Source organism: Nocardia sp. NPDC051833 (assembly GCF_040681225.1).
In the GTDB taxonomy this organism is placed as follows: Bacteria; Actinomycetota; Actinomycetes; order Mycobacteriales; family Mycobacteriaceae; genus Nocardia.
The window spans coordinates 3,678,262-3,693,620 of the sequence record NZ_JBFAYK010000001.1 but is presented as its reverse complement, the minus strand read 5'-3'; the positions used below and the strand labels follow the sequence as shown (position 1 = coordinate 3,693,620).

The following is a 15,359-nucleotide window of genomic DNA, read 5'->3' as shown; positions in this document are numbered from 1 at the left end:
TCAGCTCAGGACGGCCAGCAAGATGATCGCGAGGATCCAGCCGAGCGCGAGGACGACACCGATCGTCTCCGCACGCTGCCGCCACACCTGTTTCCCGCCTCGACCGGTGGCCGACCGGCTAATGCTCGGGCGGCCGCTGGAGCTCACCGGTGCGGGACGCGCCGACGCGATCGACTGTCGATCCGGGACGGGCGGGGCCGGGGCGACGACCGTCGGCGCGGATCGTCGCACGGCCGTGGCGGTACCCCGTATCTCCGCTCCTACCAGCGGAGCACGAAACGCGTGCCGCACCGCGTCCGCGAACTCCCCACACGACCCGAAACGATCTTCGGGCCGCTTCGCCATCGCCCGTCGTAGCACCGGGTCGAGTACGACCGGCAAGCCGACACCGTGTGCAGAGAGCGCCGGCGGCTCGGCGGACATATGGGACTGGATGACAGCCACGGGATTCGTCGCAGCGAAAGGCGCTCTGCCCGTGAGCAACACGAACAATGTGCAGGCCAACGAGTACTGATCACACCGAGGGTCCAATGCCAGTCCCGCCAGTTGTTCAGGCGATGCGTAGGCCAAGGTCGCGGTGAAAGCCCCGGTCTGTGTCAGCGGATTCTGATCGAAATGCAGTCGCGCGATACCGAAGTCGGCCAGCAAGACCTGTTCCGGCCGACCTGGTTCGGGTGCGCTGAGCAAGATGTTCCCCGGCTTGATGTCCCGATGCAGCACACCGTGGTTGTGCGCGAAATCCAGTGCCCCCGCGACCTCGGAGACGATCCGTACCGCCCGCTCGGGTTCGAAGACGCCCACCGCCGCGGCATCGATCCCACGCACGTATTGCATGGCGATCCACGGCCGCCCACTGTCGACCCCGCGATCGAGCACCGCGACGATATTCGGATGGTCCAGCCGCGCGGCGAGGTCCGCCTCCCGCGCGAACCTCGCTCGGGCCTCCTCGTCGCCGAACATCTGCTCGTCCAGCAGTTTCAACGCCACTGATCGCGGCAGCCGCGGATGGCGCGCCAGATATACGACGCCCATGCCTCCGCGCCCGAGTACCCGCTCGAGTTCGTACCCGGCGATGAAACCGTTCTCAGCCACCCTGTCCCCCACTGCATCCACTCATGATTCGTGCAATCTCGGCGCCCACGCCGAACGGGCTCAGGTTGCCCGATCAGACCAAGTCAGTCCAGCCAGGTCGAGCGACGGTAGTACTCGGACTCGGAGTCGTAGTCACCATCCGACGGTGCGACTGTCGATCTGGCCTGCCGGGCCGCCTTCGCCCGGGCGACCGCTGCCCTGATCTCGGCTTGCTGCTGCTCGGGGGACAGGTTCGGGTTCGCGACATACGGCGTGGGCGGTGGCAATGGCTGTGCGGGCGCGATTCGCTGCACCGGCTCCTCCGGAACCGGTTGCGGTTCGTGGGTTTCGGGCTCCTCGTCCGCGGATTCCTGTTCGGCCAACTCGCGGAGCCGCTCCGCGGCGTCGACGGCGAACTGTTCTGCCCGGAGCGAGGTCTGGCGATTGATCTCGTCGATCTCGTCCATGAGCATCGCCGAACGCCGACGCGCGTCCGCCGCGATCTGCTCGATCTCTGCCGCGTAGTCCACGGTCGATCATTCTCCCGGTCTCGTGTGCCGGTCGCCACCGGTCACCGGAGTCACAGCGGCCCCGCCTCGGCGAGGACCGCACCACTGTCGCCCGGATCGCTCACCGGGTGATCCTCGACGCTCGGTACATGCTCACCATCGGTCTCCTGCTTGGTCGACCGAGGACCGACGGGCACTCCACCCGCGACGGAACCCGATGACTGCTCGCCCGAGCCGATCTCGCTGGTGACCGGAGCATTCGTCAGATCGGGAGTCTCCGACGTGGTCGCATCCGCGCCACCGCGGCCTCCGGTTCCGGCATCGGTGAGCCCGGCTTCGCCCTGCCCCGTGCCGGATTGCGGTGTGCCCGAACCCAGTACGCCCGAGGTGTCGTCCGTCTGGCCGGTTGTCGAACCGTCGGTCGACGTGGATTCCTGCGTCAGCACCGGAAGCCCGTTCTCGTCCAGCGTCAGCTTGTATTGCGTCGAACCGCCGTTGGCGTCGGTGGTCGTCAACGACAGCCCGTTCTCGCCGGCTTCGATGCTCACCTTGGTGTCACCGAGCTGGAAGGAAGCCGCGCTCTCGCCGGACAGCAAGCTGCTCGCCTGCTCGGTCATCTGCTCGATGCCATCGCTGATCGACGTGCCCACCGATTCGATCGCCGAGGTGAGCGTGTCACCGAGATCGCCGGTCAGCGCCTCCGAGAGGGTAGTGCCGAGCTCGCTGATAGTCGAGGTCAGCGTGCTCAGCGCCTCGCTGGTATCCGAGTCATCATCGTCGTCGCTGCTGTCGTCGTCCGTGGTGCTGGTGTCTTTCGTTCCGGTGGTCGTCTTGACGGTCGACCCGGTGGTCGTCGTATCGCCGGACTGGGTGCCGGCGGCCGTCGTCTGGCCGCCGTTCGATGTCGTCTGGTCACCCGCCTGAGTACCCGCCGGGGTCGTCTGGTCCCCGGTTGTCTTCGGCTGGTCGCCCTGTGGCTGCTGTTTGGTTTCGACTGGTGCGGTACCGGTTCCGGACACGGATGGGTAGCTTCGTTCGACAACGCCCGCGGCAGCGGTCTCGACGGCGTTGAAGAGTGTTTCGACGGCCATCTTCGTCGTAGTGCACTGATCGTTGAAGGTTTGCACCTTGCCGTTGTAGTCAGGCATGAAGACCACCGACAGCCACCGCTTGCAGATCGCCTTGATCGCGTCCTTGTATTCCGTCGAGGTCGTGTTCTTGATCTCCTTGGCGCTGTTCGGCACATCCTCCGCGCCTGCCGAATTGCGGTGGCCTGTCATGGTGTCCAAGTCGTTGTTGAGGATGTGCCCGCTCTCGGCTCCCCGGATCACCCTGTCGATCGCGGTCGGATCCAATCCGCCGACCGTCGGCATCTTCTTGGTCTTCCCCCCGACGTACAGTTCCACCGCGCCGTCGGTCAACTTCGAGACCGTGTCAGCCTTGGCTTTGACGAGCCCGGGGATCTCAGCCGCCGCCTTCGTCAACGCCGCTTCGAACTTCCGCACCGCGTCGCGGTCCTCGCCGGCCATCGTCGCGATCCGGCCCAGCTGACCCGCCGCGGCTTCAGCGGCCGCTCCCTGCCAGCCCGTCTGCATCGACTGGGCAGCCGACTGCTGAGCGGTGATCTTGGAATCAGCTGTCGTCAGCAACTGCCGGAGCGCAGTGGCGGCGGCATCGAGCTTGGTGATGTTCATATCGCGCTCGTTGTCGTACGGCCGCACGAACTCGTAGAAGTTGAAGCTTCCGCCGAAGGCCTCGACGTAGCGCGGGCCCAGCTGTTCGAAGTACTGGAGACCGGGAGCTCCGTCGTCGAGGAGCTCGTTCGTGGATTTCGTCATGGCCCCGCCTCACTTCGCGGGTGCCGGCGCGGCACCGTCGAGTCCACGGGCGGTCTTCGTGTCGACATCCGTGTACTCGACGGCCGCCTTCCCGATCGCGTCGGCGAGCCCCTCGGACGCGCTCGTCCAGACCTTCGCCCAGCTGACGACCCGATCCAGAGCAGCATCGATCTTCTGTCCGCTGCCGGTATAGGCCCGTCCGGCATCGGCGGCCACCCACTCCGCCGTCGCGACCTGCTTCGCCGAGGTACGGGTGGTCGACACCGTGTCCTTCAAGCTGTTGACCGTCTGCGTCATCGCGGCCTGGTTCACCACGAGTCCGCCCGAAACTGTGTCGCCCATTCCCCCACCTTCAGCCGATTCGAGCACGCCACGGCGGCGCACTACCTACTTCGACGCACGACCCGGCCCACCGGTTCCCTCACCGGCGGGCCGAGTTCACTCACTTCCCCAGGTTCCCCTGGTCGGTTCGACGCCACTCCGACGTCCCGTCGGGATGTCGGTGGTACTCCCAGGCCGCGTAGTCCCCATCCGCCTCGACCACGGTCACATGGTCGGCGAAACCGTCGTGGTCGTAGTCGGACCAGATGGTGGTGTCGTGGGGGGTGGCGTCGGTGAGGGAGTCGACGACTCCGTCACCGTCGAGGTCTTGGGACGGGGAATGGAGCTCGACCGGGCCGAGGCCGCCCAGGGGGGAATGGGCGTCGATGTCGGGTAGGCCGAGGCCGGGGATGTCGCCCGAGGTGACCATGGGACTCCTCCTCAAACGGAAAACTCGCGGATGACGGCGCGGCGGGGTTGCCACCATCCTGTCATCCGCGAGCGGTCGGCGGAGCGGTCGGGCCTTACTTCTTGGGCATGATCAGCCACAGGACCAGGTAGAGGAGGAACTGGGGGCCGGGCAGCAGGCAGGAGACGACGAAGACCAGGCGGACGACATTGGCGTTCCAGCCGAAGTACTCGGCGATGCCACCGCAGACGCCTGCGATCCATTTGTCGCTGGTCGAACGGGTGAAGCGGCGGGCGGGGGCAGTCATTGTGTGTTGCCTTCCTCGGGAAGCGGTGATGACTCCACTGTGCCGAGACCGGACCCCGGCCCGCATCGGTCGGCAGACCCATCCGCACCCTGATTTCCGGAGGGCCCGATCTCAGGGTCCGACCCCGAGACGGGCAGACTTAGGCGGTGAGCACGACATTGCAAGCCACCGGTCTGTCCGCGGGCCACGCCGAGCGGACGCTGTTCGCCGACCTCGATTTCACCCTCGCACCCGGCGATGTGATCGGGCTGGTCGGGGTGAACGGCGCCGGCAAGTCGACGCTGCTGCGGATGCTGGCCGACGGGGTGGCGGGCGAGGGCAGCATCACGCTCAGTCCGCCGGACGCGACGGTCGGGTATCTGGCGCAGGAGCCGGAGCGGATCGAGGGCGAGACGGTGCTCGGGTTCCTGTCCCGGCGCACCGGGGTCGCGCACGCGCAGCTGGTGATGGACGCCGCCGCCGAGCGGCTCGGTGACGGCGGGGACGACGACTACTCCCCCGCCCTCGAACACTGGCTGGCGCTCGGCGGCGCCGACCTGGATCAGCGCGCGGAGGAGGTGGCCGCCGATCTCGGGCTCACCGATGGGCTGGCCGGCGGCCTGGACACCCCGATGACGGGGCTGTCGGGCGGGCAGGCGGCCCGCGCGGGTCTGGCCTCGGTGTTGCTGTCGCGCTTCGACATCCTGCTGCTCGACGAGCCGACCAATGATCTCGACCTGGACGGCCTGGACCGGCTGGAGCGCTTCGTCAAGGGCGTCCGGGTGCCGCTGATGGTGATCAGCCACGATCGGGAGTTCCTGGCGCGCACCGTGAATCGGGTGCTGGAGCTGGATCTGGCCCAGCAGCAGGTCGGGCTCTACGACGGCGGCTACGAGTCCTATCTGGCCGAACGCGAGATCGCCCGCAGGCACGCGCGCGAGGCGTATGACGAATTCGCCGACACCAAGGCGGGTTTGGAGGCGCGGGCCCAGATGCAGCGCAACTGGCTCGAGCACGGCGTGCGCAATGCCCGGCGCAAGGGCAAGGGCGACTCGGACAAGATGGGCCGCAAGACCCGCGCCGAGTCCACCGAGAAGCAGGCGGCCAAGGCGCGCCAGACCCAGCGCCGGATCGAGCGGCTGGACGTGGTCGAGGAGCCGCGCAAGGAGTGGGAACTGCGGATGGAGATCGCGACCGCGCCGCGCAGTGGCGCGGTGGTGGCGACCGCCGCCAACGCCGTCGTTCGGCGGGGCGACTTCACGCTCGGGCCGATCACCACGCAGATCGACTGGGCCGACCGGATAGTGCTGACCGGCGCCAACGGTTCGGGTAAATCCACCCTGCTCGGGTTGCTGCTTGGCAAGATCGCGCCCGATTCCGGTTCGGCCGCACTGGGTTCCGGGGTGCTGATCGGCGAGGTGGACCAGGCGCGCGGACTGTTCCGCGGCCAGGACCCACTCGCCGCCACCTTCGGCGCCGCCATGCCGGACTGGCCCGACGCCGAGGTGCGCACGCTGCTGGCGAAGTTCGGGCTGCGCGGCCCGCACGTCACCAGGGCCTGTGACACGCTGTCGCCCGGCGAGCGCACCAGGGCCGCGCTGGCGCTGCTGCAGGCGCGCGGGGTGAACCTGCTGGTCCTGGACGAGCCGACCAACCACCTCGACCTGCCCGCCATCGAACAGCTCGAGCAGGCGGTCGAATCCTTCACCGGCACGCTGATTCTGGTGACGCATGATCGCCGGATGCTGGATTCTGTTCGTGCGACCCGCCGTTGGCACATGGCGGGCGGGTCGCTCACCGAGGGTTAGGACGGTCCATGGACCTCACACTTGGCATCGATACCCGCGTCACGCTGCTGGTCACCGGGCTGATCTTCCTGAGTGCCCTGCTGCTCGGGGTGTGGAAGTACCACGGCATCCGCACCTCGGCCGATGGCGCGGCGCACGTCTATGTCGACATCGCGCATCGCGCGGCGCTGCTGTACTCCTTCGCCGGCGTGCTGCTCGCGGTGTTCACCGAGCTGAGCGCCTGGCCGACGATCGTCAATCTGACCGCCGACCTGGTGATCCTGGCGTTCTTCGCGGGCGCGATCGCCAGCTACGCGCTGCACGGATGGCGGCGCGACACCACCAACCAGTTCGCCGGGCGGATCCCCGCCGAACTGCGGCTGTCGATGTACGGGCTGATGGCGGGCGAGGTCGGCGGGTTCCTGGTGCTGTTCAGCGGATTCGCCGTCGGCCAGTTCTGATCAGAACGACTGCGTCACGGCCGGTGCCGGGGCACCGAACAGGTCGATGTCGGACCCGAGTTTCGCGCCGACCAGTCCGGCGGCACCGGTCACGAAGAGAATCGTCACGACGACGATGAACGACCGGGACCGCGGCATCCGCGGCACCGGGAACGCGTAGCCGCGCGTCGGTTCGGGGACCGGCTCGTAGTGCTCGACCGGCTGGCCGTAGCCCTCGTCGCGGATCGGGACGGTGTGCGAATACCCCTGCGGCACATCACGGCACCCCGGCCTGCCGCACGCCCCGCCGCAGCGGTGATACGGATCGGGCTCGCCGTACTCGACCGGGTAGCGGTCCTCGTCGCGATAGTTCCGGGCAGGCAGCGGCGGCACCATGAATCGGCCCCCTTCGAATCGTGCTGCGCGCCAAACTATCCGGTGCGCCGAGCAGCACACGCGCCACCGGCACACAGGTCCATACGGCGTATGCCGATAGTAGATGGGCCGGGCGCGACCCGCCAGGTGGAGCTAGACGGCCGCGACCCGCTTGGCCAGATCATCGGCGAGCTGCCGCGCCTGCGCCGGATCGGTGGCCTCGACCATCACCCGCACCAGCTGCTCGGTTCCGCTGGGCCGCAACAGCACCCGGCCGGACTCACCGAGGATCCGCTCGGCCTCGGCGACCGCGTCGCGCACCTCGGGGGCCACGGCGACCGCGGCCTTGTCGCTGACCGGCACGTTCACCAGCACCTGCGGCACGGTGCTCATCACCGCGGCCAGCTCGCTCAGCGGACGCCCGGTCTGGGCCATCCGCGCCATCAGCCGCAGCCCGGTGAGCACGCCGTCACCGGTGGTGCCGTAGCGCGGGAACACGACGTGCCCGGACTGCTCGCCGCCGAGGCTGTACCCGCCGCGACGCAGTTCCTCCAGCACGTAGCGGTCGCCGACGGCGGCGGTGAGCACGGTGATGCCCGCCGCGCGCATGGCGATGTGCAGGCCCAGGTTGCTCATCACGGTCGCGACCAGGGTGTCGGCGACGAGCTCGCCCGACTCCCGCATGGCCAGCGCCAGCACGGCCATGATCGCGTCACCGTCGACGATCTCGCCCGCGGCGTCCACCGCCAGGCACCGGTCGGCGTCACCGTCGAGGGCGATGCCGAGGTCGGCGCCATTGGCGAGGACGGCGGCGCGGACCGCGTCGAGGTGGGTCGAGCCGCAGCCGTCGTTGATATTGAGGCCGTCGGGTTCGGCGTTGATCGCGATCACCGTCGCGCCCGCCTCCCGGTACACCTGCGGGGCCACCTCCGAGGCCGCGCCGTGCGCGCAGTCGACGACGACGGTCAGCCCGGACAGGTCCTGGCCGGTGGATTCGAGCAGGTGCTCGACATAGCGTTCGTGGGTGCCCTCGACGGTGTAGTCACCGCGCACGCGGCCGATGCCTGCGCCGGTCGGGCGCACCGTGACGCCCTCGGTGATCAGCGCTTCGATCCGCTGTTCCACGGCGTCGTCGAGCTTGTGCCCGCCCGCCGCGAAGATCTTGATGCCGTTGTCGGGCATGGGATTGTGCGAGGCGGAGATCATCACGCCGAAGCACGCGTCGTAGAGGCCGGTCAGATACGCCACGGCCGGGGTGGGCAGCACACCCACCGAGAGGACATCGACACCGACGGACGTCAGGCCCGCGGTCACCGCGGCCTCGAGCATCTCGCCGCTGGCCCGCGGATCACGGCCGAGGACCGCGACCGCGCGCTTCTTGCCGCGCGAGAGCACCTGCGCGGCCGCACCCGCGACGCGCATCGCCAGTTCCGGGCTCAGCGACTCGTTGGCGAGCCCACGAACACCGTCTGTGCCGAACAGCCGTCCCATAAAACCCTCTACTGGTAGTAGGTCCCCGAATACAGCACGAGAGCAGGCGACCAGCCGTGCTGGAAGCCTGCTCTCGCACACGAGCTCCGCCGACCGGGCCCCTCCCCGCTCTCGCGGGGGAGCATACCTAGCGTATGCGCGGGACGGTGGTCGGCAGTGCGTAAATCAGCGCTTCGAGTACTGAGGCGCCTTACGGGCCTTCTTCAGACCGTACTTCTTACGCTCGGTGGCACGCGGGTCACGGGTCAGGAAGCCGGCACGCTTGAGCGCGGGGCGATCCTCGGGGGTGACCTCGATCAGCGCGCGGGCGATGGCCAGACGCAGAGCGCCTGCCTGACCCGACGGGCCGCCACCGACCAGGCGAGCGTAGATGTCGAAGCTCTCGACACGCTCGACGGTGACCAGCGGGGACTTCACGAGCTGCTGGTGCACCTTGTTCGGGAAGTAGTCCTCGATGGTGCGGCCGTTGAGCACGAAGTTGCCCGAGCCGGGAACCAGGCGCACGCGAACGACGGCTTCCTTGCGGCGGCCGACGGTCTGCACCGGGCGATCGATCACGATCGGGGCGTAGGTGGTCTCCTCGACGTACTCGGCCTCGTAGCCTTCGCCGTCTTCGACAACCTCGACCACGGTCTCGTCGACCACGTCGTAGTCTTCGTTGAACTCTTCAGGAGCGGTCACTGGGCCACCTGCTTGATCTCGAACGGAACCGGCTGCTGCGCGGCGTGGGGGTGGTTCGGGCCTGCGTAGACCTTCAGCTTGCCCGCGATCGCGTTACCCAGCTTGTTCTTCGGGATCATGCCCTTGACGGCCTTCTCCACGAGACGATCGGGACGGGTCGCCAACACCTCGCCGACAGTGCGCGACTTGAGGCCGCCCGGGTGTCCGCTGTGGTGGTGGATGAGCTTGTCCTGCTTCTTGTTGCCGGAGATGGCAACCTTGTCCGCGTTGATGATGATGACGAAGTCGCCACCATCGACGTGCGGTGCGTAGGTCGGCTTGCCCTTGCCGCGCAGCAGGCCAGCGGCCTGCACGGCGAGACGGCCGAGGACTACGTCAGTGGCGTCGATGACGTACCACTTACGGGTCACGTCACCCGCCTTGGGGCTGTACGTAGGCACAGTCGTTCCCTGTCTGTCGTCGGTGTTGCCGGCCACGGGTGTGGTTCGAGAGCGTCCCGGCGGCCGGTGGAGACCCGGGACATCGAGGTGACGCCGATCCGCGAACGGTTCGACGTTCCACACGCCAGCGAGCAACGATACCAGCTACGCATGACGCCACCACAATCGGGCGAGCGGCTAGATCACCACCGGCGGGCCGGGGTCGGTCGCGCCCGCGGGCCCGGGGATCAGGTAGCGCAGCGTGTCGATGCCCGGGGTGACGCAGGCGTTGTCCTCGATCAGGCCGCCGCCGCGCGCGCTCGCGATGCCCTCCGGCGGGACAGTGTTGGCGTACGGGGTGAACGCGCAGGTCACCCGCTCCCCCTCGGCCGCGACCGCGGGACCGGCGGTGCCGGCGTGCAGGCCCGTCGCGGCCAGCGCGACCATGCCGAGCACGGCCGGTGCGCCGAAGAAGCCCTTCTTCACCTTGCCGATCAGCTTGCCCCGGCGATCGTCGTCGTCGGGCTCGGCCAGCGCGTGCCGCGGCGATCCGCTCGCCTGCGCGGGCGGTCCGGCGACGATGCCCGCGGGACTCGGCGGCGGACCGGTCTGCGGCGCCGGGGCGCCCCAGCCGACCTGCGCGGCGTAGCCCTGGCCGGGATGCTGCGACTCGGGATAGTCGTCGGAGTCGAGCTCAGGCTCGGTGACCAGCAGATGCGCCGCGCCGAGCACCAGCGCGTGCATCGGATGGTCGGCCACGTGCAGGCGCTGGCCGAGGTGGTTCTGGAAGGCCAGGCGCAGCGCGTCGTTGAAGCAGACATTGCCCGCCAGCAGCACCGTCGAGGTGTCGGCGCCGATCGAGCGGGCCGCCGCCATCGCCTCGATGACCACGTTGTCGGCCGAACGGGCGTCGCGCAGCGCCTCCGCGGTCACCGCGACCTCGACCGATTCGGTCGGCTGGTCGTCGTCCCCGTGCACCGCGACGACCAGCAGGGCGCGGCCGTCGGAGTACACGCCGGTCGCGCCGATGCCGTGCCGGTGTCGCTCGCTGGGCGGCGAGACCAGCCCGAGCGCGCGCACGTAGCCCGACAGGGCGACGCTCTCCGGCAGCGGCTCGACCACCACGTCGAGCTGCTCGACGAGCGCGGCGTAGGTGTCGACCTTCTCGTCCGGCCAGCTGTCCGGATACGGCAGCGCGACCAGCTGCGGCTTGCCGCGCAGGTACTTGCCGACCGCGGCCAGCGGGTTGTACAGCCGGGCCCGGAACACCAGCTCGGCGGGCCAGGTGGCGCCGGCGATGACGATCTGCGGGTGCCCGAGGATGTCGCGCACGTCGGCGATCGCCATGCCGAGATCCGGGCGCTGCCGGTCGACACCTGCGGTGTGCAGCCTGCCTGCGGCATCGGCGAGCAGATAGGCGGGTGGGGTGTAGGTGCCCTCCACCTGAACCGGGCGGATCGGGGTCTCACCGCCGCCCGCGGCAACGGACACCACATCCCACCCCAGATGCAGGGCCCCAACTCGAACGGTCACAGGCTCAAGTGTGCCCGGTCGGCGAGCGACACGCGCAGCATGCCCGCCGATACGGCCCTGACCTCGCGATCCCCGGTCATGCCTGCGACTTCTTCAGCCGTAGGCGGCTCCACGTGATGACCGCCAGGATCGAGGTGATCACGATCAGCAGCACGATGTCGAGGATCCAGATCCCCGGCTTGTGTTCCCACAGCGCGTCCTCCTGGGCGCCGATCACCAGCTCGCGCAGGTCCACGGTCGCCGCGCCCGCGGCATAACCCCAGCGCGACGGGAACAGGTACGACACCTGCTCGAGGCCGGCGCGGTCGGTCACCGGGATCAGGCCGCCCGCCATCACGAGCTGCACCATGATCATCACCACGAGCATCGGCATGACCTGCTCGTTGGACTTGGCCAGGCTCGACATCAGCAGGCCGAACACCACACAGCAGACCGCGGTCATCGCGATGACGAGGTACAGCTCGATGCTGCCGCTCGGGATCAGCGCGCCCTCCGGCGGCGCCTTCTTACCGAGGAAGGTGATGCCGACCAGCACCGCCGACTGCAGGAACGCGGTCACGCTGAACACCACGATCTTGGCCATCAGATACGCCGACGGCAGCAGGCCGACCGCGCGCTCGCGATAGAAGATCGACCGCTCGCCGACCAGGTCACGCACGGTCAGCGTGGCGCCCATGAAGCACGCGCCGAGGATGAGCACGACCAGCAGCTGCTGCGCCTCACCGCCACTGGATCGCGCGAACGAGCCGTCCGGCTGCGCGATCAGCGGGCCCTCGGTGAAACCGTCGCTGCCCGGCACCACCAGCGACAGCGCGCCGAGGATGAACGGCAGCACCACCAGGAAGATCAGATAGCCGCGGTCGGCGAGGATCAGCCGCAACTGCCTGCGCGCGAGCGTGCTGAACTGGCGCATCCCGCTCGACTGCGGTGGCGCGCCCGCGTTGCCGCGCTGCATCGGCGCGGGTGGTGGCGGCGGTGGCACATACGCCTGCCTGGATCGATAGGCCGCGAAGGCCTGGTCCGGGTTGGCCGCGACCTTGGCGAAGATCTCGGCCCAGTCGGTCGTGCCGAGCGCAGCGCCGACGCCACCGGGATGACCGGCGAAGGCGGTCTTGCCGCCGGGCGCGAGCAGCACCACCTGGTCGCACATGTCCAGGCAGGCGACCGAGTGGGTCACCACGATCACCACGCGACCGGCGTCGGCCAGTTCGCGCAGCATCTGCATGACCTGCCGGTCCAGCGCCGGGTCGAGGCCCGAGGTCGGCTCGTCCAGGATCAGCAGCGACGGACCGGTCAGCAGCTCCATCGCCACCGACGCGCGCTTGCGCTGACCACCGGAGAGCCGGTCGACGCGGGTGTCGGCGTGCTGGGTGAGCGAGAGCTCCTGGAGCACGCCGTCGATCACCTGCTGGCGGTCGGCCTTGGTGGTGTCGGGCGGCAGCCGCAGTTCGGCGGCGAAGCCGAGGGCCTGGCGGACGGTGAGCTGCCGGTGCAGCACGTCGTCCTGCGGGACCATGCCGATGCGGGAGCGCAGCGCCTCGTACTCGGCGTGCAGGTTGCGGCCCTCGAAGGTGACCACACCGCCGGAGGGCTGGGTGCTGCCCGCGATCAGCTTCGACAGCGTCGACTTGCCCGCGCCGGACGGGCCGATCAGCGCGGTCAGCGTGCCGCGGCCGGCCTGCATGTTGACGTCGACGAGCAGTTGCTTGTTGCCCTCGACGGTGAACCCGACCCCGTGCACCGTCAGGCCGAGCTCGGCGACCGGCTTCTGCCGATGCGCCAGCGCGCCCTGGGTGACGACGAAGTCGATGTTGCCGATGGTGACGATGTCGCGCTCGCGCAGCACCGTGCGCTGCTGCCGGTGACCGTTGACGAAGGTGCCGTTGGCCGACCCGAGGTCCTCGATGACCAGGCCCTCCCCCGAGGACACCAGGCGCGCGTGCTTGCGCGAGGCCAGCGGATCGTTGACGACGATCTGGTTGTCGGAGGTACGGCCGATGCTCAGGCCGCCGGGCGGAATACGATCGCCACGCGCCACCGGCTCGGTCGAGGCCGACTTGCGCACGGGCGGCAGCATCGAGGAGTCGGCGCGCCGGGTCATGTTGATGTTGTCCTGCGGCGCCATCGGCTGCGACGGCAGCTGCGAGGTCGGCACGTACTGCGGTTGTTGCGGCTGTTGCTGCGGCGCCGGTCTGGACGGTGGCTGGTAGGGCTGCTGCTGTGGACGTTGCGGCGGTCGTTGCTGTTGCTGCGGCTGCGACGGCGGTGCGAGCATCGTCGCGGCGTGCCGCGAGGACGGCGCCGCGGGCACCAGATGCAGCAACGGCCCACTGATGGCGTCCCCCAGACGCACCTGTGTGGGCCGATCGATCGACACGGGCTGACTCAGCCTGCGCGCGTCGACGAAGACGCCGTTGGTACTGCCGTTGTCGGCGAGTACCCACGCGCCGTTCTGGAAGCGCAGAGTGGCGTGCACGCGCGAGACCAGCGGACTGTCCACGAACAGCGTCACTTCGGGCGCCCGGCCCATGGTGATCTGCTGACTCGCTTCGAAGACTCGTTCGGTTCCATCATGGCGCACGGTGATGGTCTGCGCCCCCGGTGAAGACATGGAGCGGATACTATGCCATCGCCCGGACATCGGCGGTGCCCCCGAGACGGCTTCAGTCCCGATCCGGTCATGGAATCATGCACGAATACGGATTGTCCGGGCGCATCAACCTGCTCGATCGGACGGGGACCGATCGGTGCCACGGTGGAGACCGAAGGGGGACAGCATGACGACGCCGGCCATCGACGCTCGTCCATCCATGAAAACCCTTCAGGCATACCGATTTGCGCTGGACCCGACGCCGAGCCAGGAACGTGCACTGTGGGCTCACGCGGGAGCAGCGAGAGTTGCCCACAACTGGGCGCTCGCTCGGGTGAAAGCCGTCGTCGAGCAACGGGCGGCGGAGCGCTCCTACGGAATCGCCGAAAGTGCCCTGACTCCCACATCGTCATGGTCGCTCCCCGCGCTGCGGCGAGAGTGGAATACCAACAAGAGCGTTGTCGCGCCGTGGTGGCGCACATGCTCGAAGGAAGCATTCAATACCGGACTCGACGCGCTTGCCCGGGCACTGAAGAATTGGTCGGATTCGCGGACAGGTAGCCGCCGCGGCCGGGCCATGGGATTTCCCCGCTTCAAGTCACGCCGTCGAGACACACCGAGCGTGCGGTTCACCACAGGTGCGATACGGCTCGAATCCGACCGGCAACACGTGGTGCTGCCCAAACTCGGACAGCTGAAGGTGCACGAATCGACACGCAAACTCGCTCGCCGGATCGACGCCGGCACCGCCCGCATCCTGTCCGCGACCGTACGACGCGTCGGCGGCCGCTGGTACGTCGCATTCACCGTCGAAGTCGTCCGCGATGTCTCCCACCCACGACGACCGAACGCTGTCGTCGGCGTGGACGTGGGAATCACCTGTCTGGCCGTGTTGTCGACCGGAGAGGGAGTTCCCAACCCGCGCCATCTCGACCGTGCCCTGCGCCAAGTGCGATCACTCAGCCGCCGGTTGGCCCGGCAGTCCGGGCCGGCCGGTCGTCCTCGTCGACAGCCGTCAAGGCGATGGCTACGCACAAAGGCGAAGCTCAGCCGCCTGCATGCCCGGGTCGCGAATCGCCGCATCGATGGACTACACAAGCTCACTACCCGACTGGCCGATGAGTTCGGCACCATCGTCGTCGAGGATCTCCATGTCACCGGGATGCTGGGCAATCGTCGAGTCGCCCGACACATAGCCGATGCGGGATTCGGTGAGATCCGACGGCAACTGCAATACAAGACCCGATGGAACGGGGGGCGACTGGTGGTCGCCGATCGCTGGTATCCGTCCTCGAAGACCTGTTCCAGCTGTGGAGTGGTGAGAACCAAACTGCTCCTCTCCGATCGGAAGTTCCACTGCGACGAGTGCGGTGCTGTGCACGACCGTGACCTCAACGCAGCACGCAATCTCGCCGCCCTCGCGGCACGGATCGACACCACCGGGAGTGGCCCGGAGGCTGGACGTGGAGCCGACCAGAAGACCCATTTCGGTGGGCGGGTGGCTGCGAAACGTCAATCCGGCACCGCGGCAGCGGGCAAGACCGGAACCGCCGCACCGCAAGGAGTGGCTACCAACGCTGCGCTGACGTTCAGCGCCGAAAGGTAACGG

15 protein-coding genes are annotated in these 15,359 nt (G+C 68.5%); 3 read left to right on the top strand and 12 right to left on the bottom strand.

Annotated elements, in window-relative coordinates; genetic code table 11:
• The 6 genes from AB0L91_RS16670 to AB0L91_RS16645 form a co-directional block, all read right to left on the bottom strand.
• On the bottom strand, window positions 1-1,092 hold the full coding sequence (locus AB0L91_RS16670) for a serine/threonine-protein kinase (RefSeq protein ID WP_365010791.1): 1,092 nt from the start codon (window positions 1,090-1,092) through the stop codon (window positions 1-3).
• A gap of 83 nt (window positions 1,093-1,175) precedes the next feature.
• Window positions 1,176-1,601 (bottom strand): hypothetical protein, encoded by a 426-nt coding sequence (locus tag AB0L91_RS16665; protein WP_365010789.1) that lies wholly within the window; start codon window positions 1,599-1,601, stop codon window positions 1,176-1,178.
• A gap of 50 nt (window positions 1,602-1,651) precedes the next feature.
• Window positions 1,652-3,418 (bottom strand): hypothetical protein, encoded by a 1,767-nt coding sequence (locus AB0L91_RS16660; RefSeq protein WP_365010787.1) that lies wholly within the window; start codon window positions 3,416-3,418, stop codon window positions 1,652-1,654.
• 9 nt (window positions 3,419-3,427) lie between these two features.
• On the bottom strand, window positions 3,428-3,760 hold the full coding sequence (locus AB0L91_RS16655) for a hypothetical protein (protein ID WP_365010785.1): 333 nt from the start codon (window positions 3,758-3,760) through the stop codon (window positions 3,428-3,430).
• Between the two features lie 100 nt (window positions 3,761-3,860).
• A complete protein-coding gene (locus tag AB0L91_RS16650) occupies window positions 3,861-4,169 on the bottom strand; it encodes a DUF6802 family protein (RefSeq protein WP_365010783.1) in 309 nt (102 codons plus the stop codon).
• A 94-nt stretch (window positions 4,170-4,263) separates the two neighbouring features.
• Window positions 4,264-4,455 carry a PspC domain-containing protein gene (locus AB0L91_RS16645; protein WP_355271437.1) on the bottom strand — a complete coding sequence of 64 codons (192 nt, stop codon included), beginning with the start codon at window positions 4,453-4,455 and terminating at the stop codon, window positions 4,264-4,266.
• Between the two features lie 146 nt (window positions 4,456-4,601).
• On the opposite strand from AB0L91_RS16645, the gene AB0L91_RS16640 reads away from it, so the two are divergent.
• Together AB0L91_RS16640 and AB0L91_RS16635 are read left to right on the top strand one after the other, a co-directional pair.
• Window positions 4,602-6,242 (top strand): ABC-F family ATP-binding cassette domain-containing protein, encoded by a 1,641-nt coding sequence (locus AB0L91_RS16640; RefSeq protein ID WP_365010780.1) that lies wholly within the window; start codon window positions 4,602-4,604, stop codon window positions 6,240-6,242.
• A gap of 8 nt (window positions 6,243-6,250) precedes the next feature.
• Window positions 6,251-6,682 (top strand): hypothetical protein, encoded by a 432-nt coding sequence (locus AB0L91_RS16635; protein WP_355271434.1) that lies wholly within the window; start codon window positions 6,251-6,253, stop codon window positions 6,680-6,682.
• Here AB0L91_RS16635 and AB0L91_RS16630 read toward each other — a convergent pair whose 3' ends face one another.
• The 6 genes from AB0L91_RS16630 to AB0L91_RS16605 form a co-directional block, all read right to left on the bottom strand.
• Complete coding sequence (locus AB0L91_RS16630; protein WP_365010777.1) at window positions 6,683-7,057, bottom strand: hypothetical protein; 375 nt, start codon at window positions 7,055-7,057, stop codon at window positions 6,683-6,685.
• Window positions 7,058-7,189: 132 nt separating this feature from the next.
• Window positions 7,190-8,527 (bottom strand): phosphoglucosamine mutase, encoded by a 1,338-nt coding sequence (gene glmM, locus AB0L91_RS16625; protein ID WP_365010774.1) that lies wholly within the window; start codon window positions 8,525-8,527, stop codon window positions 7,190-7,192.
• 165 nt (window positions 8,528-8,692) lie between these two features.
• Complete coding sequence (gene rpsI, locus AB0L91_RS16620; protein ID WP_355271429.1) at window positions 8,693-9,208, bottom strand: 30S ribosomal protein S9; 516 nt, start codon at window positions 9,206-9,208, stop codon at window positions 8,693-8,695.
• Window positions 9,205-9,648, bottom strand: coding sequence for a 50S ribosomal protein L13 (gene rplM / locus AB0L91_RS16615; RefSeq protein ID WP_022567307.1), 444 nt, complete (start codon window positions 9,646-9,648; stop codon window positions 9,205-9,207). The genes rpsI and rplM overlap by 4 nt, the downstream gene beginning before the upstream one ends.
• 177 nt (window positions 9,649-9,825) lie before the next feature.
• On the bottom strand, window positions 9,826-11,160 hold the full coding sequence (locus AB0L91_RS16610; RefSeq protein ID WP_365010770.1) for a hypothetical protein: 1,335 nt from the start codon (window positions 11,158-11,160) through the stop codon (window positions 9,826-9,828).
• A gap of 76 nt (window positions 11,161-11,236) precedes the next feature.
• The gene (locus AB0L91_RS16605; RefSeq protein ID WP_365010768.1) at window positions 11,237-13,771 is read right to left on the bottom strand and encodes an FHA domain-containing protein; all 2,535 of its coding nucleotides are present in this window, start codon (window positions 13,769-13,771) and stop codon (window positions 11,237-11,239) included.
• 166 nt (window positions 13,772-13,937) lie between these two features.
• On the opposite strand from AB0L91_RS16605, the gene tnpB reads away from it, so the two are divergent.
• Window positions 13,938-15,356 (top strand): IS607 family element RNA-guided endonuclease TnpB, encoded by a 1,419-nt coding sequence (gene tnpB, locus AB0L91_RS16600; protein ID WP_365010766.1) that lies wholly within the window; start codon window positions 13,938-13,940, stop codon window positions 15,354-15,356.
• Window positions 15,357-15,359: the final 3 nt, after the last annotated feature.

Excerpts from the sequence above, each read along its gene's own strand:
- AB0L91_RS16660 (WP_365010787.1), bottom strand. The coding sequence starts at position 3,418 with ATGACGAAATCCACGAACGAGCTCCTCGACGACGGAGCTCCCGGTCTC.
- AB0L91_RS16655 (WP_365010785.1), bottom strand. The coding sequence starts at position 3,760 with ATGGGCGACACAGTTTCGGGCGGACTCGTGGTGAACCAGGCCGCGATG.
- AB0L91_RS16650 (WP_365010783.1), bottom strand. The coding sequence starts at position 4,169 with ATGGTCACCTCGGGCGACATCCCCGGCCTCGGCCTACCCGACATCGAC.
- AB0L91_RS16645 (WP_355271437.1), bottom strand. The coding sequence starts at position 4,455 with ATGACTGCCCCCGCCCGCCGCTTCACCCGTTCGACCAGCGACAAATGG.
- AB0L91_RS16635 (WP_355271434.1), top strand. The coding sequence starts at position 6,251 with ATGGACCTCACACTTGGCATCGATACCCGCGTCACGCTGCTGGTCACC.
- AB0L91_RS16630 (WP_365010777.1), bottom strand. The coding sequence starts at position 7,057 with ATGGTGCCGCCGCTGCCTGCCCGGAACTATCGCGACGAGGACCGCTAC.
- glmM (WP_365010774.1), bottom strand. The coding sequence starts at position 8,527 with ATGGGACGGCTGTTCGGCACAGACGGTGTTCGTGGGCTCGCCAACGAG.
- AB0L91_RS16605 (WP_365010768.1), bottom strand. The coding sequence starts at position 13,771 with ATGTCTTCACCGGGGGCGCAGACCATCACCGTGCGCCATGATGGAACC.
- tnpB (WP_365010766.1), top strand. The coding sequence starts at position 13,938 with ATGACGACGCCGGCCATCGACGCTCGTCCATCCATGAAAACCCTTCAG.